Annotated in this window: 23 protein-coding genes and 1 pseudogene; 11 read left to right on the top strand and 13 right to left on the bottom strand. The window is 60.8% G+C overall.

Annotated features, from left to right (window positions below; genetic code table 11):
* Positions 1-78: 78 nt before the first annotated feature.
* Entirely contained in the window at positions 79-1,374 is a 1,296-nt protein-coding gene (locus GIV26_RS10430; RefSeq protein ID WP_003194342.1) for an NCS2 family permease, read from the top strand.
* A complete protein-coding gene (trmA, locus tag GIV26_RS10425; RefSeq protein ID WP_060764078.1) occupies positions 1,371-2,450 on the top strand; it encodes a tRNA (uridine(54)-C5)-methyltransferase TrmA in 1,080 nt (359 codons plus the stop codon). Before GIV26_RS10430 ends, trmA begins: the two co-directional genes overlap by 4 nt.
* Before the next feature lie 116 nt (positions 2,451-2,566).
* Here the strand turns inward: trmA and GIV26_RS10420 are convergent, their stop codons facing one another.
* From GIV26_RS10420 to GIV26_RS10410, 3 genes are all read right to left on the bottom strand, one after another.
* On the bottom strand, positions 2,567-3,034 hold the full coding sequence (locus GIV26_RS10420) for a DUF2442 domain-containing protein (protein WP_236280381.1): 468 nt from the start codon (positions 3,032-3,034) through the stop codon (positions 2,567-2,569).
* Positions 3,031-3,459 (bottom strand): DUF4160 domain-containing protein, encoded by a 429-nt coding sequence (locus GIV26_RS10415; protein WP_236280378.1) that lies wholly within the window; start codon positions 3,457-3,459, stop codon positions 3,031-3,033. Before GIV26_RS10415 ends, GIV26_RS10420 begins: the two co-directional genes overlap by 4 nt.
* Positions 3,460-3,544: 85 nt before the next feature.
* Positions 3,545-3,772 (bottom strand): hypothetical protein, encoded by a 228-nt coding sequence (locus GIV26_RS10410; protein WP_236280375.1) that lies wholly within the window; start codon positions 3,770-3,772, stop codon positions 3,545-3,547.
* 39 nt (positions 3,773-3,811) lie between these two features.
* Here GIV26_RS10410 and aroQ point away from each other — a divergent pair, with 39 nt between their 5' ends.
* Positions 3,812-4,258 carry a type II 3-dehydroquinate dehydratase gene (aroQ, locus tag GIV26_RS10405; protein WP_236280373.1) on the top strand — a complete coding sequence of 149 codons (447 nt, stop codon included), beginning with the start codon at positions 3,812-3,814 and terminating at the stop codon, positions 4,256-4,258.
* Entirely contained in the window at positions 4,258-5,106 is an 849-nt protein-coding gene (locus GIV26_RS10400) for a shikimate dehydrogenase (protein ID WP_442962902.1), read from the top strand. Before aroQ ends, GIV26_RS10400 begins: the two co-directional genes overlap by 1 nt.
* A gap of 135 nt (positions 5,107-5,241) precedes the next feature.
* Here GIV26_RS10400 and GIV26_RS10395 read toward each other — a convergent pair whose 3' ends face one another.
* On the bottom strand, positions 5,242-5,907 hold the full coding sequence (locus GIV26_RS10395; protein WP_054896166.1) for a TetR/AcrR family transcriptional regulator: 666 nt from the start codon (positions 5,905-5,907) through the stop codon (positions 5,242-5,244).
* Between the two features lie 77 nt (positions 5,908-5,984).
* Positions 5,985-7,886, bottom strand: a complete 1,902-nt coding sequence (quiC, locus tag GIV26_RS10390; RefSeq protein ID WP_236280370.1) for a 3-dehydroshikimate dehydratase QuiC — start codon at positions 7,884-7,886, stop codon at positions 5,985-5,987.
* Positions 7,887-8,112: 226 nt separating this feature from the next.
* Here quiC and GIV26_RS10385 point away from each other — a divergent pair, with 226 nt between their 5' ends.
* Positions 8,113-9,447, top strand: a complete 1,335-nt coding sequence (locus GIV26_RS10385; protein ID WP_236280367.1) for an MFS transporter — start codon at positions 8,113-8,115, stop codon at positions 9,445-9,447.
* Here the strand turns inward: GIV26_RS10385 and GIV26_RS10380 are convergent, their stop codons facing one another.
* Positions 9,448-10,326: a DMT family transporter gene (locus tag GIV26_RS10380; protein WP_003194370.1), complete on the bottom strand. Its 879-nt coding sequence runs from the start codon at positions 10,324-10,326 to the stop codon at positions 9,448-9,450.
* 199 nt (positions 10,327-10,525) lie between these two features.
* Here GIV26_RS10380 and GIV26_RS10375 point away from each other — a divergent pair, with 199 nt between their 5' ends.
* From GIV26_RS10375 to GIV26_RS10365, 3 genes are read left to right on the top strand one after another with little or no spacing between them, the layout of a single operon-like run.
* Complete coding sequence (locus GIV26_RS10375; RefSeq protein ID WP_236280365.1) at positions 10,526-10,939, top strand: lipoprotein; 414 nt, start codon at positions 10,526-10,528, stop codon at positions 10,937-10,939.
* Positions 10,940-10,984: 45 nt separating this feature from the next.
* Complete coding sequence (gene ypfJ, locus GIV26_RS10370; protein ID WP_014720040.1) at positions 10,985-11,872, top strand: KPN_02809 family neutral zinc metallopeptidase; 888 nt, start codon at positions 10,985-10,987, stop codon at positions 11,870-11,872.
* Positions 11,873-12,847: an alpha/beta hydrolase gene (locus tag GIV26_RS10365; protein WP_236280363.1), complete on the top strand. Its 975-nt coding sequence runs from the start codon at positions 11,873-11,875 to the stop codon at positions 12,845-12,847.
* A 132-nt stretch (positions 12,848-12,979) separates the two neighbouring features.
* Here GIV26_RS10365 and GIV26_RS10360 read toward each other — a convergent pair whose 3' ends face one another.
* The 3 genes from GIV26_RS10360 to GIV26_RS10350 all read right to left on the bottom strand — a co-directional run bounded on the left by GIV26_RS10360 (position 12,980) and on the right by GIV26_RS10350 (position 15,162).
* A complete protein-coding gene (locus GIV26_RS10360; protein WP_236280361.1) occupies positions 12,980-13,567 on the bottom strand; it encodes an HAD family hydrolase in 588 nt (195 codons plus the stop codon).
* Positions 13,564-14,433, bottom strand: a complete 870-nt coding sequence (gene tesB, locus GIV26_RS10355; protein WP_054896170.1) for an acyl-CoA thioesterase II — start codon at positions 14,431-14,433, stop codon at positions 13,564-13,566. Before tesB ends, GIV26_RS10360 begins: the two co-directional genes overlap by 4 nt.
* A 159-nt stretch (positions 14,434-14,592) precedes the next feature.
* On the bottom strand, positions 14,593-15,162 hold the full coding sequence (locus GIV26_RS10350; RefSeq protein ID WP_054896171.1) for a GNAT family N-acetyltransferase: 570 nt from the start codon (positions 15,160-15,162) through the stop codon (positions 14,593-14,595).
* A 77-nt stretch (positions 15,163-15,239) separates the two neighbouring features.
* On the opposite strand from GIV26_RS10350, the gene GIV26_RS10345 reads away from it, so the two are divergent.
* A complete protein-coding gene (locus tag GIV26_RS10345; RefSeq protein ID WP_057975535.1) occupies positions 15,240-16,160 on the top strand; it encodes a histone deacetylase family protein in 921 nt (306 codons plus the stop codon).
* 171 nt (positions 16,161-16,331) lie between these two features.
* The gene (locus GIV26_RS10340) at positions 16,332-17,558 is read left to right on the top strand and encodes a TIGR03862 family flavoprotein (RefSeq protein ID WP_057975536.1); all 1,227 of its coding nucleotides are present in this window, start codon (positions 16,332-16,334) and stop codon (positions 17,556-17,558) included.
* 371 nt (positions 17,559-17,929) lie between these two features.
* On the opposite strand, the gene GIV26_RS10330 is transcribed toward GIV26_RS10340, so the two are convergent.
* Together GIV26_RS10330 and yedA are read right to left on the bottom strand one after the other, a co-directional pair.
* Positions 17,930-19,264 (bottom strand): DEAD/DEAH box helicase, encoded by a 1,335-nt coding sequence (locus tag GIV26_RS10330; protein ID WP_236280359.1) that lies wholly within the window; start codon positions 19,262-19,264, stop codon positions 17,930-17,932.
* 48 nt (positions 19,265-19,312) lie between these two features.
* Complete coding sequence (gene yedA, locus GIV26_RS10325; RefSeq protein ID WP_072448278.1) at positions 19,313-20,209, bottom strand: drug/metabolite exporter YedA; 897 nt, start codon at positions 20,207-20,209, stop codon at positions 19,313-19,315.
* Between the two features lie 160 nt (positions 20,210-20,369).
* On the opposite strand from yedA, the gene GIV26_RS10320 reads away from it, so the two are divergent.
* Positions 20,370-20,831 (top strand): Lrp/AsnC family transcriptional regulator, encoded by a 462-nt coding sequence (locus tag GIV26_RS10320; protein ID WP_044268904.1) that lies wholly within the window; start codon positions 20,370-20,372, stop codon positions 20,829-20,831.
* A gap of 85 nt (positions 20,832-20,916) precedes the next feature.
* Here the strand turns inward: GIV26_RS10320 and GIV26_RS10315 are convergent.
* A pseudogene (locus GIV26_RS10315) lies at positions 20,917-21,180 on the bottom strand (acyl carrier protein).
* Positions 21,170-21,736: a hypothetical protein gene (locus GIV26_RS10310; RefSeq protein WP_236280357.1), complete on the bottom strand. Its 567-nt coding sequence runs from the start codon at positions 21,734-21,736 to the stop codon at positions 21,170-21,172. Before GIV26_RS10310 ends, GIV26_RS10315 begins: the two are co-directional and overlap by 11 nt.
* Positions 21,737-22,545: the final 809 nt, after the last annotated feature.

The raw sequence follows: 22,545 nt of genomic DNA, 5'->3' as shown, positions 1-22,545 counted from the left end.
ACAAGCGTTTGGCGCAGTTTGTGCTTTGACTTAGAGGTCAACAAATCACGACGCACACTAGCGTCACAGGGAGCCGGCATGCTGGAAAAGCTGTTTCAACTCAAAGCCCACAACACCAATGTGCGCACCGAGATTCTCGCGGGGATCACCACCTTCCTGGCCATGGCCTACATCCTGTTCGTGAACCCGAGCATCCTCGGCGAGACCGGCATGGACAAGGGCGCGGTGTTTGTCGCCACCTGCCTGGCCGCGGCCATTGGTTCGACCGTGATGGGCCTGATCGCCAACTACCCGATTGCCCTGGCACCGGGCATGGGCCTCAACGCCTTCTTCACCTACACCGTGGTCCTGCACATGGGCCACACCTGGCAGGTGGCGCTGGGCGCGGTGTTCATTTCGGCGGTGCTGTTTTTCCTGCTGTCGATCTTCCGCATTCGTGAATGGATCATCAACGCCATCCCGCTGCCGCTGCGCTCGGCGATTGCCGCCGGCATCGGCCTGTTCCTGGCGCTGATCGCCCTGCATAACGCCGGTATCGTGGTGAGCAACCCGGCCACCATGGTTGGCCTGGGCGACCTGAAACAACCGGCGCCGATCCTGGCCACCTTGGGTTTCGTGCTGATCGTCGCGCTGGAAGCCCTGGCCGTACGCGGCGCGGTGCTGATCGGCATCCTGGCGGTGACAGTTGCCTCCATCGTCCTGGGTTTCACGCCTTTCATCGGTGTGACCTCGGTACCGCCGTCCCTGGCGCCGACCTTCCTGCAGCTGGATATCAAGGGCGCGCTGGACATCGGCCTGGTCAGCGTGATCTTCGCCTTCCTGTTCGTTGACCTGTTCGACAACTCCGGCACCCTGATCGGCGTCGCCAAGCGCGCCGGCCTGATGGGCAAGGACGGCCATATGCCGAAAATGGGCCGTGCACTGATCGCCGACAGTACCGCTGCCATGGCCGGTTCCCTGCTGGGCACCTCGACCACCACCAGCTACATCGAATCGGCTGCAGGCGTGAGCGCCGGTGGCCGTACCGGCTTGACCGCCATCGTGGTAGCGATCCTGTTTTTGCTGGCGCTGTTCTTCTCTCCATTGGCCGCCAGCGTGCCGGCCTATGCCACCGCGCCAGCCTTGCTGTTTGTGGCGGTGCTGATGAGCCAAGGCCTGGCCGAAATCGACTGGGACGACATTACGGTGGCAGCGCCGGTGGTGATCACCGCCCTGGCGATGCCCTTCACTTACTCCATCGCCAACGGCATCGCCTTCGGTTTCATCGCCTGGACCGCCATCAAGCTGCTTTCGGGCCGCTACCGTGAGCTGAACCCGGCACTGGTGATCCTATCGATCCTGTTCGTGATCAAGCTGGGCTGGTTCAACGCATGACTTTTGACGCCGCAAGCTACACCGCTCAACTGCAAGACAAGGTCACGCGCCTGCGTGACCTGCTGGCACCGTTCGACGCGCCTGAGCCGCAGGTCTTCGACTCGCCGCTGCAGCACTTCCGCCTGCGTGCGGAGTTCCGCCTGTGGCGCGAAGGCGGCGAGCGCCACTACGCGATGTTCTCCCAGGAGGACAAGCGCACGCCGATCCTCATCGAAGACTTCCCCATCGCCAGCCAGCGCATCAACCAGTTGATGCCGCAACTCAAGGCCGCCTGGCAAGCCAGCGCTGCCCTGAGCCACAAGCTGTTCCAGGTGGAGTTCCTCACCACCCTGGCCGGCGACGCGATGATCACCCTGTGCTATCACCGCCCGCTGGACGAACATTGGCACACCGCCGCGAACAAATTGGCCGCTGAGCTGAATGTGAGCATCATCGGCCGCTCCAAGGGCAAGCGCGATGTGATCGGCCACGACTACGTGGTGGAGAAACTCGACATCGGTGGGCGCACCTTCAGCTATCGCCAACCCGAAGGCGCGTTCACCCAGCCCAACGGCACGGTGAACCAGAAGATGCTCAACTGGGCCTACGAAGCGCTGGGCGATCGCCCGGACGATTTGTTGGAGCTGTACTGCGGCAACGGCAACTTCACCCTGCCGCTGGCGACCCGCGTGCGCAAGGTGCTGGCCACCGAGATCAGCAAGACCTCAGTGAATGCGGCCCTGAGCAACCTGGATGAAAATGGCGTGGAGAACGTCACCCTGGTGCGCCTCTCCGCCGAAGAACTCACCCAAGCCCTGAACGAAGTGCGCCCGTTCCGCCGCCTGCACGGCATCGACCTGAAAAGTTACGAGTTCGGTAGCGTCTTCGTCGACCCGCCCCGCGCTGGCATGGACCCGGACACCTGCGAGCTGACCCGGCGCTTCGACAACATCCTGTACATCTCCTGCAACCCGGAGACGCTGGCGGCGAATATCGCGCAACTGCACGACACGCACCGGATCACCCAGTGTGCAATGTTTGACCAGTTCCCGTGGACGCACCATATGGAGTCGGGTGTGTTGCTGACCCGCCGATAAACCTGTGGGTTGTAGGAGCGAGCTTGCTCGCGAAAAACGTCAACGATAACGCGTGCTTCCTGGATGAACGCGGTGCCTGTGGGGTTTTCGCGAGCAAGCTCGCGCCTACTGTTTATTCAAGTGTCTGTTGTCTCTGGGGGCTGCGGTACTTCCTTGCGTGGCCGGCCACCCTTCTTGCCATTGGCCCGGGCCGCTGCGGTCTTGGCCGCGCTGCTTTTGCGACCATTGCGCGATGCCACCAGGCTGGTTGCCAGGTCCATCAGCGGCTGGCTTGTAGCGATCAACCCTGTGATCGAAACATCCAGGTCCTGCGCTTCACAGCTAATCGCCTTGCCTCCGAAAGTCACTTCCAACTGCTGGAAATCCTTCGCTGAAAACCCTTCGAACTCCGGCAGGCCAGCCACCGGCAACACCACGCGGCTGCCATCGCTGAAGCCAATGGAGAGGCAATCGTTTTCATAACGTACGTTACTGGCGTTGGCGTAAAGGCGTTTCAACCTGCGTCCTCGGGCGATTGCCTTGTCAACGTCGGCTTCAGTGAGAGGTACATAAGGTGTGACTTTGGCTTTTATGATCTTTTTCATAAATCGATCTCCACAAAACCTGGGGCTCTGACCAGATTCAAAATTGTTTTCTGCCCTACGAAATCGTGTCGGGCACGTGCAATCACGTAAACACCACGCTGAATGACCAATCCAGGAATGAGTTCATCCGTTTCCCAATTCCAGGAATGATTCTCCAGGCAAACCGTCTGCAGTTTTTCCCACCAGATCCTGCGTGCCCGCGCCAAGTAGTGCCGCTGCATGATCGCCCCGCGTATCTCCTTCAGAAGTGCTATGGGTGGCCGCCTCCGTTCAGGCTCTACATCCCACAACTCAACTTCCCCATCCAGGAAACTGAAACGAAACCGCGCATCCCATCCCTTGCCCCTGACATGCACATGGGGCGGACAATGCTCATCCCTGATAAACACCGAAATGACATAGCCTTTGTAAGCACCTACTCTCATCGTAACCCATCCGTTAGGTTATTTTCCGTCAGGTAACAATTTCCCTCTGCACACCCGACAACCGGCTCCTATTCCCGAAGCTGTTTCACAGATTAGTAACCACAAAAAACCCGGTGAATGCCGGGTTGTAACCAGGGATGCCAACAACTGGAACGACCCGGCCAATGCTCGAAAGTCCTCCTCGTTCAGCAACCTCGCGCAATACTTCAACCGAATGCACGTCAGCCGGTGATCCAGCAATTGCATTGATTAAACGTTCGATCACCGAACAGATCCGCAGCCATCCATTGACCAAATTAACCAACCAGTACATTTTGACTCCACAACCAATAAGAACTGTGGAGAAGCCTCTATGCCGCCCATCGTGCTGGTGCTCAACGGCCCCAATCTCAACCTGCTCGGCACTCGCGAGCCTGCCACTTATGGCCATGAAACCCTGGCCGACATTGCCGCCTTGTGTGGTCGCAGCGCCGACAAGCTCGGGCTGAAGATCGAGTTTCGCCAGACCAACCACGAGGGCGAATTGCTCGACTGGATCCACAGCGCCCGCAACCGCTGCGCGGGTATTGTGATCAACCCGGCGGCCTGGACTCACACTTCGGTCGCGATCCGCGATGCCCTGGTGGCCAGTGAAGTGCCGGTGATCGAAGTGCATTTATCCAACGTGCATGCCCGTGAAGCCTTTCGTCATCACTCGTTTGTGTCACCGATCGCCCAGGCCGTGCTGGCCGGGTTTGGCAGCCATGGCTACCACCTGGCACTGGAACATTTCAGCCTGACGCTGAAGGGACGCACCTGATGAAACCACGCATACTCGCGGGCCTGATCGGCGCCGGCATCCAGGCCTCACGCACACCGGCACTGCATGAGCAGGAAGGCGACGCCCAGGGCTTGCGCTACCTGTATCGCCTGATCGACCTGGAGCCGCTGCACCTGGACCTCAACGCCCTGCCGGAATTACTACGGGCCGCCGAGCTGATGCACTTCACCGGTTTGAACATTACTTACCCGTGCAAGCAGGCGATTCTGCCGTTGCTCGATGAGCTCTCCGATGAGGCCAGGGGTATAGGTGCGGTCAACACCGTGGTGTTCAAGGGCGGCAAACGCATCGGTCATAACACCGACTGCCTGGGGTTCGCCGAAGGTTTTCGGCGCAACTTGCACAACGTACCGCGCCAACGCGTGGTGCAGATGGGCGCCGGTGGCGCGGGCGCGGCAGTGGCCCATGCACTGTTGGCAGAAGGCGTGGAGTACTTGAGCATCTTCGATGTCGACCGCACTCGCGCCCAGGACCTTGTGGATAACCTTGCCCAGCAGTTCGGCGTAGGTCGCGCTCAAGTCGGCAGCCACCTGGAAAATGCCATGGCCGAGGCCGATGGCCTGGTGAACACCACGCCGATGGGCATGGCCAAGTTGCCCGGCACGCCTGTACCTGCGGCGTTATTACGGGCTGAATTGTGGGTGGCGGAAATTGTGTACTTCCCGTTGGAAACCCAACTGCTGCGCGACGCACGCGCCTTGGGTTGCCGTACCCTGGATGGCGGCAATATGGCGGTGTTTCAGGCGGTGAAGGCGTTTGAGTTGTTCAGCGGCGAAGTGGCGGATGCAGACAGGATGCTGGCGCACTTCCAGAGCATGAATATCTAGGGATGCAACCCCATCATGATCGTTCCCACGCTCTGCGTGGAAACGCCTCACGTGACGCTCCGCGTCACGACTTTGACAGCAGACGCAGAGCGTCCATGTCGGCATTCCCACGCAGTGCGTGGGAACGATCAGTTCTCAGGCTTGCAGGTAGCGCAGCACCGACTCGCAAATCATCTCCCGATGGCGCTGCTTGATCGCCTCGTCCGACAGCTCGATCTGGAAAATCTCGCTGAACGTGTGCCGGTTGGACACCCGGTAGAAACTGAACGAGTTGATCAGCAAGTGCACATCCAGCGGCTCCAGCCCTTCGCGAAACAGCCCCAACTCAGCCCCGCGCCGCAAGGTCTCCCCCAACCCTTCCAGGATTTTGCTGTTCATCGCCTTGATGGTGTCGGTGCGCTTGACGTACTCGGCGTTGTGGATATTTTCGATGCTGACGATGCGCACGAAATCCACATTCTGGTCGTGGTGATCGAAGGTAAATTCCACCAACCGGCGGATCGCCTCACGAGGCTCCAGGGCGGTGAGGTTCATGCGCGTTTCAGTGTTGCGGATATCACCGTAGAGCTTCTCCAGCACCTCGACGTATAGCTGCTCCTTGCTGCCGAAGTAGTAATAGATCATGCGCTTGGAGGTATGGATGCGCTCGGCGATGGCGTCTACCCGAGCGCCGGCCAGGCCCTGTTGAACAAACTCGACAATGGCTTCCTGGAGAATATTCTCCCGGGTCTTTTCCGGATTGTTCTTGCGACTCTTGCGCGGTGCGTCAGCTACCGCGGGGAGATCGGGACTCGAGGTCATGGTGCGCTCACGGCCATTGTTGTGCAGGCGCTGATTATGGGCCGCGGCGCTCCCCGAAGGAAGCACCTGCCTTGCGGTTATAGCCGAGCCTGGCGTACCGCCCCACTGCGCGACTTGGCCATCGCCGCCAGACGCACCGCCACGTTGGCAGCGCCATAGCCGGCATAGCCATTCTTGCGCTGGATGATCTCGAAGAAAAACCGCCCCTCGAACGCCTCGGTGTACACATGAAACAACTCACCGCCCTGGGCGTCGCGGTCGTACAGCACGTTGTAATACGCCAACTCACTGAGGAACTCATCGTCGAAATCGAAGCGTGCCGCCAGGTCGTCGTAATAGTTGAGCGGGATATCCAGCAACGGCACACCGGCTTCTTTGGCCCGGCGTACCTCGGCGAAAATATCCGCGCAATCGAAGGCAATGTGGTGCACGCCCGAACCGCGATAGCTGGAGAGCGCGTGGGAAATCGCGGTGTTGCGGTTTTCGGAGATGTTCAGCGGCAGACGGATCGAGCTGCAGCGGCTACGCAACGCACGGCTTTTCACCAGGCCGTAAGGGTCGGGCAGCACCACTTCATCGTCGGCTTCAAAATCCAGCAGGCTCTTATAAAACAATACCCAACTGTCGAGGCTGTCGGCCGGCAAGGCCATGGCCATGTGGTCGATGCGCAACAAGCCGCCGCTAGCGGGTGCGGCCGTTTGCAGGTTGAAATCGGTGTCGTACAGCCCGCCTTCGCTGGGGTCGACCAGGTAAATCAGGCTGCCATCCGGTGCACGCACGGCGGCCAATTCCAGCTCGTTGGGGCCGACCAGGCCGCGATAAGGCTGGCCCTTGTAGGCCACCGCCCGCTCCAGGGCCTTGGCACTGTCCTTGACCCGAATTGCCGTGGCGCACAGCGACGGGCCGTGGGCCTCGAAAAAGTTGTGGGCGAAGGAATAGGGTTCGCAGTTGAGGATCAGGTTGATGTCACCCTGGCGCAACAGGCTCACATTCTTGGAGCGATGCTGGCCGGCCCTGGCGAAACCCAGGCGCTCCAACCAGTGGGTCAGTTTGGCGCCGAGGCTTTCGTCCACGGCAAATTCAAGAAACTCGATACCGTCGTATTCGCTGGCCGCCGGAGTTTCAAACAGGATATCCACGGGCGCAGCGGGGGCTTCTTCAGCCAGGCGCTGACGGGTTTTTTCTTCCAGGTACAACAGTGACCGCAAGCCATCCGCCGCATTCGCGCGGGTCGGCGCAGCGCGGAAACCGTCATTGAAAATTTCCAGGGACAACGGCCCGGTGTAGCCACTCTGGATGATCGGCGCGAGAAAGCCCGCCAGGTCAAATTCGCCCTGGCCTGGGAAGCAGCGGAAATGCCGGCTCCACTCCAGCACATCCATGGCCAGGATCGGCGCGTCGGCCATTTGCACAAAGAAAATCTTGTCGCCGGGGATCTGCGCGATGCCACCCGGGTCGCCCTTGAGCGACAAGGTGTGGAAGCTGTCGAGCAACACACCGAGGCTTGGGTGATCGACCTGGCGCACCAGGTTCCACACCTGCTGCCAGGTGTTCACATGCTTGCCCCAGGCCAACGCTTCATAGCCGATGCGCAGGCCGCGCTTGCCCGCGTGTTCGGCCAGCAGGCTCAGGTCATCGAGCAGAATGCGTTCGTCACCCACGCTGTCGGCCGAGGCATTGCTGCACACCAATACCAGATCGGTGCCCAGTTCCTGCATCAAATCGAATTTGCGTTCGGCACGCTCCAGGTTGCGCGCCAGGCGATCACGGCGGCAGCCTTCGAAGTCGCGAAACGGCTGGAAGAGGGTGATGGCGATGCCGAGGTCGGCGCACATCTGCCGGACTTCCCGAGGGCTGCCGTCGTAATACAACAAGTCGTTCTCAAAGATCTCCACCCCATCAAACCCGGCGGCGGCGATGGCTTCGAGTTTTTCCGGCAGGGTGCCGCTCAAGGACACAGTGGCAATAGAACGTTGCATGGAAGACTCCCGGCAATTGTTGTTTGTGGCAAATTATTCGCCCCCAGCCTACAGGCAGCAATTAAAATGTACGAACCGGTTAGTTTTTGGTGCGATTATCGAACACTAAGCCTCTTTGGCGAATTGACGACTTTTTAACCACTGCGCACCATCGACCGGGCAATTCGCTCACGTAACAAAGACCCAGAACACACCATAAGAATTTCAAAAAACGGGTACAAACCTCATGCCTCTGCAAAATTCAGCCCTGGCCGCGCGCCCGGACAACCCGCACGCCGGCATCGGCGACAAGATCCGCGGTGCCCTGGCCGTGGGTAAAACGCGCTGGGGCATGCTGGCCCTGGTGTTCTTTGCCACCACCTTGAACTACATCGACCGCGCCGCCCTGGGCGTGATGCAACCGATCCTCGCCAAGGAAATGAGCTGGACGGCGATGGACTACGCCAACATCAACTTCTGGTTCCAGGTCGGCTACGCCATCGGCTTTGTGCTGCAAGGCCGCTTGATCGACCGGGTCGGCGTCAAGCGCGTGTTCTTCTGCGCCGTGCTGCTGTGGAGCCTGGCCACCGGCGCCCATGGCCTGGCCACCTCGGCGGTGGGCTTTATGGTCTGCCGGTTTATCCTCGGGCTGACCGAAGCCGCCAACTACCCGGCCTGCGTCAAGACCACACGCTTGTGGTTCCCGGCGGGTGAACGGGCAGTGGCCACCGGCATCTTCAACGCTGGCACCAACGTCGGCGCGATGATGACGCCCATGCTGCTGCCGTTGATCCTGCACGTGTGGGGCTGGCAGGCAGCGTTCCTGTGCATGTCGGCACTGGGCGGTATCTGGCTGGTGCTCTGGGGCTTGAAGTACTACAACCCGGAAGACCACCCCACCGTTAAACAATCCGAACTGGACTACGTGCAACAGGAAGTCGAGCCGGAACAACCCCGCGTGCCATTCAGCCGCATCCTGCGCATGCGTGGCACCTGGGCCTTCGCCCTCGCCTACTCGCTCACTGCGCCGGTGTTCTGGTTCTACCTGTATTGGCTGCCGCCGTTCTTGAACCAGCAATACAACCTGGGCATCAACGTGACCCAGATGGGCATTCCGCTGATCATCATTTACCTCACCGCCGACTTTGGCAGCGTGGGCGGTGGGATCCTGTCGTCATTCCTGATCGGCCGTGGGATGAACTCGATCAAGGCACGCCTGTTGTCGATGTTGCTGTTCGCCTGCTGCATCGTCGGCGTGATCATGGCGGCCGGCTCCAGCCAGCTGTGGGTGGCGGTGTTCGCCATCTCCCTGGCCATCGGCGCACACCAGGCCTGGACCGCCAACATCTGGAGCCTGGTGATGGACTACACGCCCAAGCACATGATGAGCACGGTGTTCGGCTTCGGCGGCATGTGCGCGGCCATCGGCGGCATGTTCATGACCCAGATCGTCGGCCATATCCTCACGGTGACCAACAACAACTACACGGTGTTGTTCACCCTGATCCCGGCGATGTACTTCATCGCACTGGTGTGGATGTACTTCATGGCGCCGCGCAAGATCCCTACGGTAGACGTTTAACTAACGCCGCCGCTGCTGCCAGGCAGCGGCCAACCCGCTCATGCAGATCACCCCGATACCCACCACCGTGGTCATATCGGGGGTATGGCTGAACACCAGCCAGCCCAACAACCCCGCGAACACGATCTGACAATAGCCAAACGGCGCCAGCAAGGCCGGCGCCGCGAAGCGGAACGCCTGGGTGAGCATCAGGTGCGCGGTCATCCCGCAGGTGCCCAGCGCCAGCATCATCACCGCGTGCCACAACGTCGGCACTTGCCAGAAGAACGGCACCATCGCACTCATCACCAAAGTGTTGCACAGGCCGGCGAAGAAGTTGCTGGTGGTCGGGCTGTCGTATTGGCTGAGGATGCGCGTAAGCAACTGGTAGAAGCAGAAGAACAGCGCCGAGCACAGCGGCAGCAATACCGCCGGGGTAAACAGCTCGCCGCCGGGGTGGATGATGATCACCACGCCGATAAACCCGCAGATCACCGCCAACCACTGGCCACGGGTCACGTGCTCACCGAGCAACGGCACCGACAGCGCCGTCACCAGGATCGGCGCCAGGAAGTTCACCGCTGTAGCCTCGGCCAACGGGATGTAATGCAGCGCCGTGGTGAAGAACAGGCTGGTGCCCAACAGGCATAACGCCCGCACCACCTGCATGCCCGGCCGCTTGCTGCGCAACACGCGCAAGCCCGATTGCGGCAGGAAGATCCCGGCCATCAGCAAGGTGTGCACCATATACCGCGCCCACACCACCATCACGATCGGGTAAAACCCGGCCAGGTATTTGGACAAGGCGTCGTGGCTGGAGAACAGGAACGTCGCCAGCACAATCAGCAGGATGCCTTTGAACGGATGGTTGACGCCGGAGAGCGGGGTACTGACAGTCATTGAATTCTCTTGTGTGGCGAGCGGGACGCTGAGCGCTGAACCAAGTCGCGCTCAACCCGGTAATCTAGCAGCCGGGCCGGAGTCTGCCCCAAGAGCATAACCAAACACCGGGCGAACAGCGCACTAAATCGATGGATCCGAGTCCAACGCTGCACGCTCGCCCCGGCGTTGCACACTTTTTAACCAAGGCCTTGCCGCTATGAAAAAAATCCTCTTTGCCCTGTCTGCCCTCGCCCTGCTCGCCGCCTGCGATAAAACCCCGAAAGAAGCCCCCAAGCCCGCGCCCGCCTCCGTGCAAGCGACCCTGGTGCCCGAAACCCCGCCCACCGATAAATGGGTCGGCAAGTGGGTCGGCGTCGAAGGCTTGCACCTGACCATCGCCAAGGACGACAGCATTGGCCGCGGCCACTACCTTCTCACCATGCAATATGGCCTGGACGCCGATGACGCCGGCACCTTCGAAGGTGAGGCCGCTGAAGACGGCATCGCCTTCACCCGCCCCGACGGCCCGCAGCTGTTGCGCGCTGGCGATGGCGCCGCCACCGGTTTGAAGTGGCTGGCAGATAAAAAAGACTGCCTGATCGTTGCCACTGGCGAAGGCTATTGCCGTTAATACCGACCATAATCAATCACGGTTTGCACACAGAGGATTGCTCCCATGCTATGGAAAAAAGGCCGACGCAGCGACAACGTGGTGGATGCCCGTAACGACAGTGGCGGCGGCGGTGGCGGTATGCGCTTCGGCGGCGGCAAGGGCCTGAGCCTCACAGCCATCGTGCTGATCGTCGGCATTGGCTGGCTGACCGGCCAGGACCCGATGCAGATTCTTGGCCAATTGACCGGCCAGATGGAACAGGCGCCGTCGGTCAGCACCCAGCCGCGTCAAGCGCCGCCAGCCAACGATGAGCAAGCCGACTTTGTGCGCGCCGTGCTGGGCGATACCGAAGACACCTGGGGCCAAGTGTTCCAGGAAAATGGGCTGGCCTATAAGAACCCGAAACTGATCCTGTTCCGTGGCCGGGTCAACTCTGCCTGTGGTGGCGCCACCTCGGCCAGCGGCCCGTTCTACTGCCCGGCTGACCAGCAGGTGTACCTGGACCTGGATTTTTTCCGGGAAATGTCGCAACGCTTCCAGGCCGCCGGTGATTTCGCCCAGGCCTACGTGATCGCCCACGAAATCGGGCACCACGTACAAACGTTGCTGGGCATCTCGTCCAAGATCCAGGCAGCGCGCCAACAGGGTCGGCAGATGGAAGGCGACGGTGGCCTGCTGGTTCGCCAGGAACTGCAAGCCGATTGCTTTGCCGGCGTGTGGGCCAACCATGCGCAAAAACGCCTGAACTGGCTGGAACCCGGTGATATCGAAGAGGCCCTGAACGCAGCCAATGCCATCGGCGATGACCGCTTGCAGCAACAGGGGCAAGGACGCGTGGTGCCGGATTCGTTTACCCACGGCACCTCGGCGCAACGGGTACGCTGGTTCAAGACCGGCTTCGCCCAGGGCCAGATCACTCAATGCGATACCTTCGCGGCCAAGAGTCTCTAAATGATCAAACGGTTGGGGTTACTGCTGGGTGTGCTCGTCTCCTGTTGCACCTTCGCGGCTGAACACGGCGTCAAGGTGGTCAGCCCCGATCGCTTTCATCTGGAGGCCGGCGACCTCAGCCTCGGTGTGAGCCAGAACTGGGACCAGCCGCTGCCCAAGGTCACGCGCGCATTGATCATCGTGCATGGCCGCCTGCGCAATGCACAAACCTACCTGCAAAGCGGCATCGACGCCGCCACCCATGCCGGGGTCGGCGGCACTACGCTGGTGATCGCGCCGCAGTTTCTGAATCAATCGGACGTGAAGCGTAACCATCTGGGCAATCAGGTATTGCGTTGGAAGGGCAACGACTGGATGGCTGGCGAAGCTTCCACCGCGCCTGGGCAGGTCAGTTCTTATGGCGCTCTGGACCAGATCATCAAGCACCTGGGCAACCGCAAGCTGTTCCCGGCGCTGAAGGAAATCGTGATCGCCGGGCATTCCGGTGGCGGCCAAGTGGTGCAGCGCTTCGCCCTCACCGGCCACGACCATCCGTTGCTGAACACCGAGGGAATCCGCCTGCGGTATGTGGTGGCCAACCCATCGTCCTACGCCTACTTCAGCCCGCAGCGGCCGGTACCGTTCGATACGGCCAGTTGCCCAAGCTTCAACGACTGGAAATACGGCATGCAAAACCTGCCGGATTACGTGGGGGGCCGAGGTGCCCAGCAACTGGAACAAGACTACGTCTCACGCGACATCACTTACCTGTTGGGCCAGCAGGACACCGACCCCAACCACCCAGCATTGGATAAAAGCTGCGAAGCCGAAACCCAGGGTGCGTATCGGCTGATGCGTGGCCACAACTATTTTGACTACCTCAAGCAGCGGCATCCGCAGTTGGGCCACCGGCTGGTAGAAGTGCCAGGGGTGGGGCATGACGGGGACAAAATGTTTACCTCGCCAGAGGGAGAAAAGGTGCTGTTCGCCCAGTAGCACCTGAAGGAACCCCATCAAAATGTGGGAGCTGGCTTGCCTGCGATGACGGACTGTCAGTTGATAAAGTGTCAGCTGACCCACCGCTATCGCAGGCAAGCCAGCTCCCACATTTGCTCTCTGTCGCCCGGGTTAGATCATTCGGCGCAACGCCGCACAATCCTCGGCATGCCAATCCGCCAATTCCGGCCAAGGGTTCTCCGGCAAGTTCACCAACACCGTCTTGGTGCCCGCTGCCCGGCCACAATCCAGGTCAAAGCGATAATCCCCCACCATCACCATTTCGCGGGGTGCTACGTCCCAAGCCGCCGCCAGTTTCAGCAAACCACCGGGATCCGGCTTGTGCGGCGCATCATCGCGCCCCAGAACATCCTCAATGGCAAAGCAGTCCGCCAGGCCTATCGCCTCCAGGGTGATATGGGCCAGCTCCCGCGCATTACGGGTCAGGATCCCCAAGCGATAACCGCGCCCGGCCAATTCGTGTACCAGCTCAACGGCACCTTCGGCCGCAATGGAACCCAGCGCCAGCTCGCGCTCATGCTCCAGCAACCAGGCATGTTTGGCCTCCGCGACATCTGCCGGCAATGTCGCGAGGTGCGTGAGAATGTCGTCTTCAGGCGGGATCTGCAGCGCCACGCGGATAGCCGCAAAATCATGCACCGCCACCGTGAGGGTGCCGTCCATGTCGAACACCCAGTGCTTCACGTCGCAGAGGCTCATGCCCAATCCTTGCGATGGCGAATCAAACCTTCCTGGGTCACCGACGCCACCAGTTGCCCGGCGCGGTTGTACACGCTGCCCCGGGAGAACCCCCTGGAGTTGCCAGCCCACGGGCTGTCCATGGCGTACAGCAACCAGTCATCGGCACGCAGGTCGGCGTGGAACCACAGCGCGTGATCGAGGCTGGCGACCTGCATGTCTTTCTGCCACACGGTCTTGCCATGGGGCAGCAACGAGGTGGTCAACAGGCCGAAGTCCGAGGCGTAGGCCAACAGGTATTTATGCAACGCCGGCGTGTCCGCCAAGGCACCGTCGGCACGAAACCACACGTACTTGACTGGGTCGGACGGCTGCGGGTTGAAGGGGTCTTTTTCGGTGACCGGGCGCACTTCGATGGGCTTGGGGCACAGCAGCTTGTCGCGCATGTGCTCGGGGATCAGGTGCGCACGTTGCTGGGTCAGCTCCAGCTCCGACGGCAGGTTTTCCGGGCCCACTACCACCGGCATGGTGGTCTGGTGCTCGAAGCCTGCTTCGTCGTACTGGAACGAGGTCGTGCAGGTGAAGATCGGATTGCCCTTTTGAATCGCGGTGACACGACGCGTGCTGAAACTGCCACCGTCGCGCACGCGGTCCACCGAATACACCACCGGCAACGCGGCATCGCCAGGGCGCAGGAAATAACCGTGCAGGGAATGCACATGCCGAGCTTCTTCTACGGTCTGGCTGGCCGCCGACAGCGACTGGCCGAGCACTTGGCCGCCGAACAGTTGGCGAAAGCCCAGGTCCTGGCTGCGACCGCGAAAGAGGTTTTCCTCGATCGGCTCCAGGGTCAGCAAGTCCACCAGATCTTCCAATACTTGGCTCATTGAAACTCTCCTCAAAGCAAAACGGTATCCACCTGTAGGAGCGAGCTTGCTCGCGAAGGTCGTTAACGATGACGCAGCGCTTCTGGTTTACCGCAGCGCTCTTGCGATCTTCGCGAGCAAGCTCGCTCCTACGGGTTTCTGTTGAGCATGACCGCCTGCTTATCCGTGCAGCGTGTCCAACCATTGGGCGCGGGTGATGCGGTACAACACGTGAGGGCGCAGCGGGTCACCGGCTGCGACTTTCGGGTGTTCAAAATCTGCCTGCGGATCGTAATGCATACCGATGGCCTGCATGACTTTTTGTGAGGGCAGATTGGCTTCAGTGGTGAAGGCCAGGATTTCGTCCAGTTGCAAGCGGTCAAAACCACAACGCAACGCCGTCCAGGCCGCCTCACTGGCATAACCCAGGCCCCAATGTTCGCGGGCCAGGCGCCAGCCGATTTCCACCGCCGGGGTAAAGCCGGCTTCGAAGCTGACATTCGCGAGGCCCGTCAGGCCGATAAATTCACCGGTGTCCTTGCGCTGCAAAGCCCAGAACCCAAAGCCATATTCAGCAAAATGCCCGCGAATCCGGCCGATCAACGCTGCGCTCTCCAAGTGGCTCAATTGAGCCGGGAAGTAACGCATTACCTGCGGGTCGGCGCACATGCGCGCAAAGTCCGGCAGGTCGCTGTCGCGCCATTGGCGCAGCACCAAGCGTGCACTTTCCAATTCCAGTATCGGCTCCATGGGGCCCCCCTGCCTTGCCATGTGCGTGAGTGTACAGCGCTGTTAAGATCCGTCGCAGGTTCCCGTCAGAAAATCCCATGCCCTTGCCATTGATCTACCACGAAGACTACAGCCCTGAGTTCCCGGCGGACCACCGGTTCCCCATGGACAAGTTTCGCCTGTTGCGTGACCACCTGGTGGACAGCGGCCTCACCGAAGACAGCCAATTGCTGCGCCCGCCGCTGTGCCCGGCAGACATTTTGGCCCTGGCCCATGAACCGGGGTATATCGAACGCTACATGAGCGGCGAACTGTCCCGCGAGGACCAACGCCGCCTCGGCCTGCCGTGGAGCGAAGCCCTGGCCCGGCGCACGGTGCGTGCGGTGGGCGGCTCGATACTGGCGGCCGAACAGGCCCTTGAACATGGCCTGGCCTGCCATTTGGCCGGTGGCACCCATCACGCCCACTACGACTATCCGGCGGGCTTTTGTATTTTTAATGACCTGGCGGTGATCAGCCATTACCTGCTGGCCAGCGGCCGGGTCAATCGCGTGCTGATCTTCGATTGCGACGTGCATCAGGGCGACGGCACCGCACGCATCCTGCACAACACGCCAGACGCCATCACCGTGTCGCTGCACTGCGAAAAGAACTTCCCGGCACGCAAGGCCCAGAGCGACTGGGACATCCCGCTGCCCATGGGCATGGGCGATGCCGACTACCTCAAGGTGCTGGATGACGCGCTCAACTACCTGCTGCCGCTCTACCAGCCGGACCTGGTGCTGTACGACGCCGGCGTGGATGTGCACAAGGACGACGCCCTTGGTTACCTCAAGCTGACAGACGAAGGCGTCGCCGCCCGTGATGAAAGCGTGATGCGCCACTGCCTGGGCCGCGACATACCGGTGATGGGCGTGATCGGTGGCGGCTATAGCAAGGACCGCCCTGCCCTCGCCCGCCGCCACGGCATCCTGCACCACAGCGCGCAGCGGGTATGGACGTCATCAGGCTGTCATTGAAGTGTGAGCGTTACCCACAATGCCTGTGGAACGGCCTGTGGATAACTTGAGCGTAAGCGGCTACAAGCGTTTGACCGCATGGCCTGTAGGAAAGTGTACGTTTTTTGATCAGGCAGCGGCGTCGTGGTCGGGTAGAATGCTCGACCTATTCACATCACCGTAGCCCTGCCCATGCCTCAGACTTCTGCCCACCACGTCTCCATTATTGGCGGCGGCCCCGCCGGGCTGATGGCCGCCGAAGTCTTGAGCCAGGGTGGCGTGCGCGTGGACCTGTACGACGGCATGCCGTCGGTGGGGCGCAAGTTCCTGCTGGCAGGCGTGGGCGGCATGAACATCACCCACTCCGAGGCGTACCCGGCGTTCCTGTCGCGCTACGCCGAACGCGCGCCGCACATGGCGCCGCTGCTGCGCAGCTTTGGCGCCGAGGCGTTGTGCGAATGGATCCATGGCCTGGGTATCCAGACCTTTGTCGGCACCTCCGGCCGCGTATTTCCTACCGATATGAAAGCCGCGCCACTGCTGCGCGCCTGGCTCAAGCGTCTGCGGGAGCAAGGTGTGGTTATCCACACCCGTCATCGTTGGACGGGTTGGAATGACGAGGGCGATTTACTTATCCACAGCCCGGACGGCGAAAAAGTTGTCCACAGCGACGCTGTGCTGCTGGCCCTGGGCGGCGGCAGCTGGTCGCGATTGGGCTCCGACGGCGCATGGCTCAACCTGTTTGAAGGCAAAGGCCTGCCCTATGTGAGGCTGCAACCGAGCAACTGCGGGTTTGAAGTGTCGGCATGGAGCGAGTTGATGGTCAGCAAATTCGCTGGCGCGCCGTTGAAAAACGTCGCCATTGGCCTGGGGGATGACAAGCCTCGGCTGGGCGAATGCGTGATCACCGCCACCGGTATCGAAGGCAGCTTGATTTACGCCTTATCGGCGCCGATTCGCGAAGCGATCAACCGCGACGGTGCGGCCACGGTGCATATCGATTTGCTGCCCAGCAAGCCGCTGGACAAGGTGCAGGCCGCATTGGCCAAGCCCCGTGGCTCGCGGTCGATGAGCAAGCATTTGCACAGTCAGCTGGGGTTGGATGGCGTGAAAGCGGCGTTGTTGCGCGAGCTGACGCCTGCTGAACACTTCACCGACCCGGCGCAATTGGCGGTGGATATCAAGGCGTTGCCGCTGACGCTGGTGAGGACGCGGCCGATGGATGAGGCGATCAGCACGGCGGGCGGTGTGCCGTTTGAAGCGCTGGATGAGCGGTTGATGCTCAAGCCGTTGCCTGGGGTGTTTTGTGCGGGGGAAATGCTCGATTGGGAAGCGCCGACCGGTGGGTATTTGCTGACCGGGTGTTTTGCCAGTGGCCGGGCGGCTGGGCTGGGGATGTTGGAATGGCTCCAACGCTGATCGTTCCCACGCTCTGCGTGGGGATGCCGCCAGGGACGCTCTGCGTCCCGCTTTAGGTTCGTGACGCAGAGCGTCACAGGATGCGTTCCCACGCGGAGCGTGGGAACGATCAAATGCGGCCGATGGATGAGGCGATCAGCACGGCGGGTGGTGTCCCGTTTGAAGCGCTGGATGAGCGGTTGATGCTCAAGCCATTGCCTGGGGTGTTTTGCCAGTGGCCGGGCGGCTGGGATGGGGATGTTGGAATGGCTCCAACGCTGATCGTTCCCACGCTCTGCGTGGGGATGCCGCCAGGGACGCTCTGCGTCCCGCTTTAGGTTCGTGACGCAGAGCGTCACAGGATGCGTTCCCACGCGCGTGGGAACGATCAATCACTTCTTCTTACGCGGCCCAGTATTAAACACCGGCACCTTGCGCACCGGCTTGATCGAAGGCTCAGTCGGGGCTACTTCCCCACTGTCCACCCACTTGCCCAGGTTGCGCTTGCCGCCACCGCCGGACGCCTTCGGCTTCTTCGGCTTTTTCGGTTTCTTCACCACCTGCCCGCTGGCATCGGTGTCCGGCACGCGGTGCTCCGGCTCGAAATCCGGTTCCATCTTGCGGGTGAGGGTCTGACGGGTCAGCATCTCGATGGCCGAGAGCATGTTCACCTCATCGGCACACACCAGGGAAATCGCCTCACCGGTGTTGCCCGCACGCCCGGTACGGCCGATACGGTGGATGTAGTCCTCGGCCACGATCGGCAGGTCGAAGTTGACCACCAGCGGCAGGTCTTCGATATCCAGGCCACGGGCCGCCACATCGGTGGCCACCAGGATTTGCACTTCGCTGGCCTTGAAGCGGTCCAGTGCGCGTTGGCGGGTGGCTTGGGGTTTGTCGCCATGAATACCGTCGGCGTTGATGCCCAGGCCCTGCAACTTGTCCACCAGGGCGTCTACGCCGTTGCGGGTCTTGGCGAACACCAGCACTTGCTTCCAACGGCCTTTGCGCATCAGGTGCACAAACAGCTCCGGCTTGCGCTTCTTGTCCACCGGCACCACCCACTGCTTGACGGTGTTGGCGGCAACGTTGCGTGGGCTGACTTCGATGCTCAGCGGGTCGTTGAGCATTTGCCCGGCGAGCAGGCGGATGTCATCGGAGAAGGTCGCGGAGAACAGCAGGGTCTGGCGCTTTTTCGGCAGCATGCGATAAATGTTGGCAAGCTCTTCGGAGAAGCCCAGGTCGAGCATGCGGTCGGCTTCATCCAGCACCAGGGTTTGCAGCTGGTTGAGCTTCAGCGCGTTCTGGCGGAACAGGTCGATCAGGCGGCCAGGGGTGGCGACCAGAATGTCGACGCCTTTGCGCAGCTTCATCATCTGCGGGTTGATGCTCACGCCGCCGTACACCGCGTAAGTGGTCAGCGGCAGGTGTTGGGCGTACTCGGCAACGCTGGCATGAACCTGCTCGGCCAGTTCACGGGTGGGGCACAGGATCAGCGCACGCGCCGAGTTGGCGGCGACTTTCGGCCCTTCCATGGTCAGCAGTTGCAGCAGCGGCAAAGCGAAACCTGCGGTCTTGCCGGTGCCGGTCTGGGCCGCGGCCATCAGGTCGCGACCGGCCAGCACTGCCGGAATGGCTTGCGCCTGCACCGGCGTCGGGGTCTGGTAGCCAAGCGTCTCAAGGGCGCGCAGCAAGGGTTCGATCAGGCCAAGGGTGGCGAAAGTCATGTAGTTACCGTAGGAAAAATTCAGCGCAAGGGCGTAATGCGCGGCAGTTTACCTTATTTCGGGTTTGGGCTTGCGCCATTGGGGCAGGCTGATCAGCAACACCGCGCTGATGATCACCAGCATTGCCAGGGCTTCTTCCAGGCCGATGCTCTCACCCACGAACACAATCCCCAGCAACACGGCGACGGCCGGGTTCACATAGGCGTAGCTGGTCGCCGCCGCCGGGCGTACGTGCTTGAGCAGGTACATATAAGCGTTGAAGGCGATGATCGAGCCGAACACCGTGAGGTACGCCAGGGCCAGCCAGCCCTCCAACGGCGGCATGGCCTTCAGGTGCTCGCCAGACAATGCGCTGACGATCAGCAGCGCCACGCCAGCCACGAGCATTTCCGCGGCGCTGGCCATGGCGCCTTGGGGCAGCGGCAAATGGCGGCTCCACACCGAGCCGAAGGCCCAGGACGCCGCCGCCATCAACAGCAACACCGCGCCCAGTGGGCTCGACTGCAAGGTACTGCCCATGTTGAGCATGGCGATGCCGATGATCCCCAGCAGCACGCCTGCCCATTCCAACCGCGTATTACGCGCGCCCCAGAAAAAACCACACAGCAAGGTAAACAGCGGCACCGTCGCCACCGCCAGCGCCGCCACGCCGGACGACACGCCCATATGTTCCGCCACGCTGACGCCACCATTGCCCACGGTGAGCAACAAAATGCCGATCATCCCGGCAGCCTTCCACTGCGGCCAGGTCGGCGCCGGCACCCCGCGCCATCTGAGGAAGCCATACATCAATACCCCCGCCGTGCAAAACCGAATCCCCGCCAGCAACAGCGGCGGCCAGTACTCCACGCCGATACGGATCACCAGGTAGGTGGAACCCCAGATCACATACAACGCAAAAAAGGCGGCGATCAACGGTAAGGGAAAGCGACGTGGGCCAGGCATTGGGCGGCTCTATGGCAGGAAATGGGAGACTTATTCTAGAAACGAAGGTGGATAAACTTAAGTTACAAAACCTGTTTAAAACGTCAATACACTTCTCAAACCATGGTTATCAAGGCTATAAACCGTGCTTTCGAAAGCCACGCGCAACCGGAGCCTTATCATGGACAAATACGACCGCATGCTCCTTAGCGCCCTGCTTGAAGATGGCCGTGCTTCCTACGCGCAACTGGCGCGCACCGTGAACCTTTCCGCCCCCGCCGTGGCCGAACGCGTGGCCAAGCTTGAGGCCAGCGGCGTGATCACCGGCTACCAGGCCAAGGTGGATTTATCCAAAGTGGGCTTGCCGATTCAATGCGTGATTGAGTTGCGGCTGACCAACCATGGCAGCCAAAAGGTGTACGACGCCCTGGCGGAGATACCCGAACTCACCGAATGCCACCGGGTCACGGGCGACCCATGCGTGATCATGCAAGCGGCGGTGGGCTCGATGCCCGAGTTGGAAAACCTGATTAATCGGGTAGCGAAGTTCGGCTTCAGCAAGACCTCGATTATTCTGTCCAGCGCCATAGAGCGGCGGGTGCCGTTGGGGCAGTTGGACACCAATGGCAAAAATGCTGGCTGAGCGATCGTTCCCACAGGGATCGCGTACTGCCCGAGCGACGCGGTCAACTGTGGGAGCTGGCTTGCCTGCGATGGCGTCAGTGGCCTCACCGAAGAGTCGAACGCTGGACGATCAAATCGACTATCTGCTCGATGGTCGTGATGTGATCCCAATCCTCCTGCGTCGCTTGCAGCTTGAACTGCCACTTGATCTACATGACAAAGCAGGTCACGTCGTCATCAATGATGTCGAAGTCATGGATGAAATCGGTTTGCTCCGTCACTTCGCTTCGGTCGATAAAACCGATGATATCGACGAATAGCTGGATCACTTTTTCGCTGATGTCGGCTCTTGCCAAGTTACCTTCCATTTCTCGCCTCATAGGCACACTTACCAATACTGACCAGGTCAAAGACTGCAAGCCCGGCAGCGACGAAGGGCATGCCCCGCCCGATGATGCCGAATACCCGCACCGTGCCAAACGTTGCCTTTGCCATTCTGTCCATGGTGGGTTGCCTGATCAACGTACGAGGGAAAAAGCGCATTCCGATCAGGCTAGCCAGGTTCGTGGTTTTGCTGGAGCCGACGTGAACCCAAGCACCCACCACAATTTTGCTTATGGGTATGCCCGCCGCGCCAGCGATCACTGTGGCTGCCGTGAGGCCGTAGTGTTGCTGTGTACATTTCCAGAGTTCATCAAACGTCGTATCGGGCGCAACGGGGTCAGCGTGAATCGGCTTGAGTAACTGGTAATGAGGGCCATGACTCCAACCTGGCAAACTCGGCAACACCATGACTGCCGGGCAGCTTGTCATCGTGTTGCCCACATGAAACGCCATGCTTGAACTGGAACCCAGATCAATGCCATTTGATTCAAGTTCCAACTTGCTTCGCATGATCGCTGTATGAAGGTCGCTTTCCTGCATGTTCTTTGTCCCTGTGCGTGAATGACACACAGAATGGTAGGTCGCAGTAAAAAGCGATGGATGGGTAAAGAAGAAAACCAGAAAGGTCCTAACTCATAGCCGGATTTGACCTACCGACCATTCAGCGCTCAGGTGCCTTGTTTGCGTCGGATTCGGTAGCCAGTCTCGCCCTGTCATCGAATGCTTGGTGACCGGACGTGCAAGTCCGACGCCCAGGCCCACGCATCGGACGGAGTGATGAGATGCGTTGGGTGGAGATGGCGAAGGGGGTGGTGGGCCAGGCGTTGGAGTGCCCACAGCCTCGATAAACGACGCATAACCCAAGTGTGAGCCGGGCTTGCCCGCGATAGCGGAGGGTCAGGCAATAAATGGCTGGCTGATACACCGCGATCGCAGGCAAGCCAGCGCCCACATGGGAACTCCAGTGTTCTTGAGGCAGTAGCCGGATCAGAACCCGCGCTGTTTGCTGATCGTTCCCACGCTCTGCGTGGGAATGCCGCCCTGGGCGCTCTGCGTCCACTCTTAAAGTCGTGACGCGGAGCGTCACCAGATGCATGCCCACGCGGAGCGTGGGGACGATCAAACGATGCATAACCCATGTGGGAGCCGGGCTTGCCCGCGATAGCGGAGGGTCAGGCAATAAATGGCTGGCTGATACACCGCTATCGCAGGCAAGCCAGCTCCCACATGGGAACTCCAGTGTTCTTGAGGCAGTAGCCGGATCAGAACCCGCGCTGTTTGCTGATCGTTCCCACGCTCTGCGTGGGAATGCCGCCCTGGGCGCTCTGCGTCCACTCTTAAAGTCGTGA

Origin of the sequence: Pseudomonas sp. PA-1-3F (assembly GCF_021609665.1) — a bacterium.
In the GTDB taxonomy this organism is placed as follows: domain Bacteria; phylum Pseudomonadota; class Gammaproteobacteria; order Pseudomonadales; family Pseudomonadaceae; genus Aquipseudomonas; species Aquipseudomonas paracarnis.
Note: the sequence above shows the minus strand (reverse complement) of the source record. Positions and strands in the feature narration are given on the sequence as shown.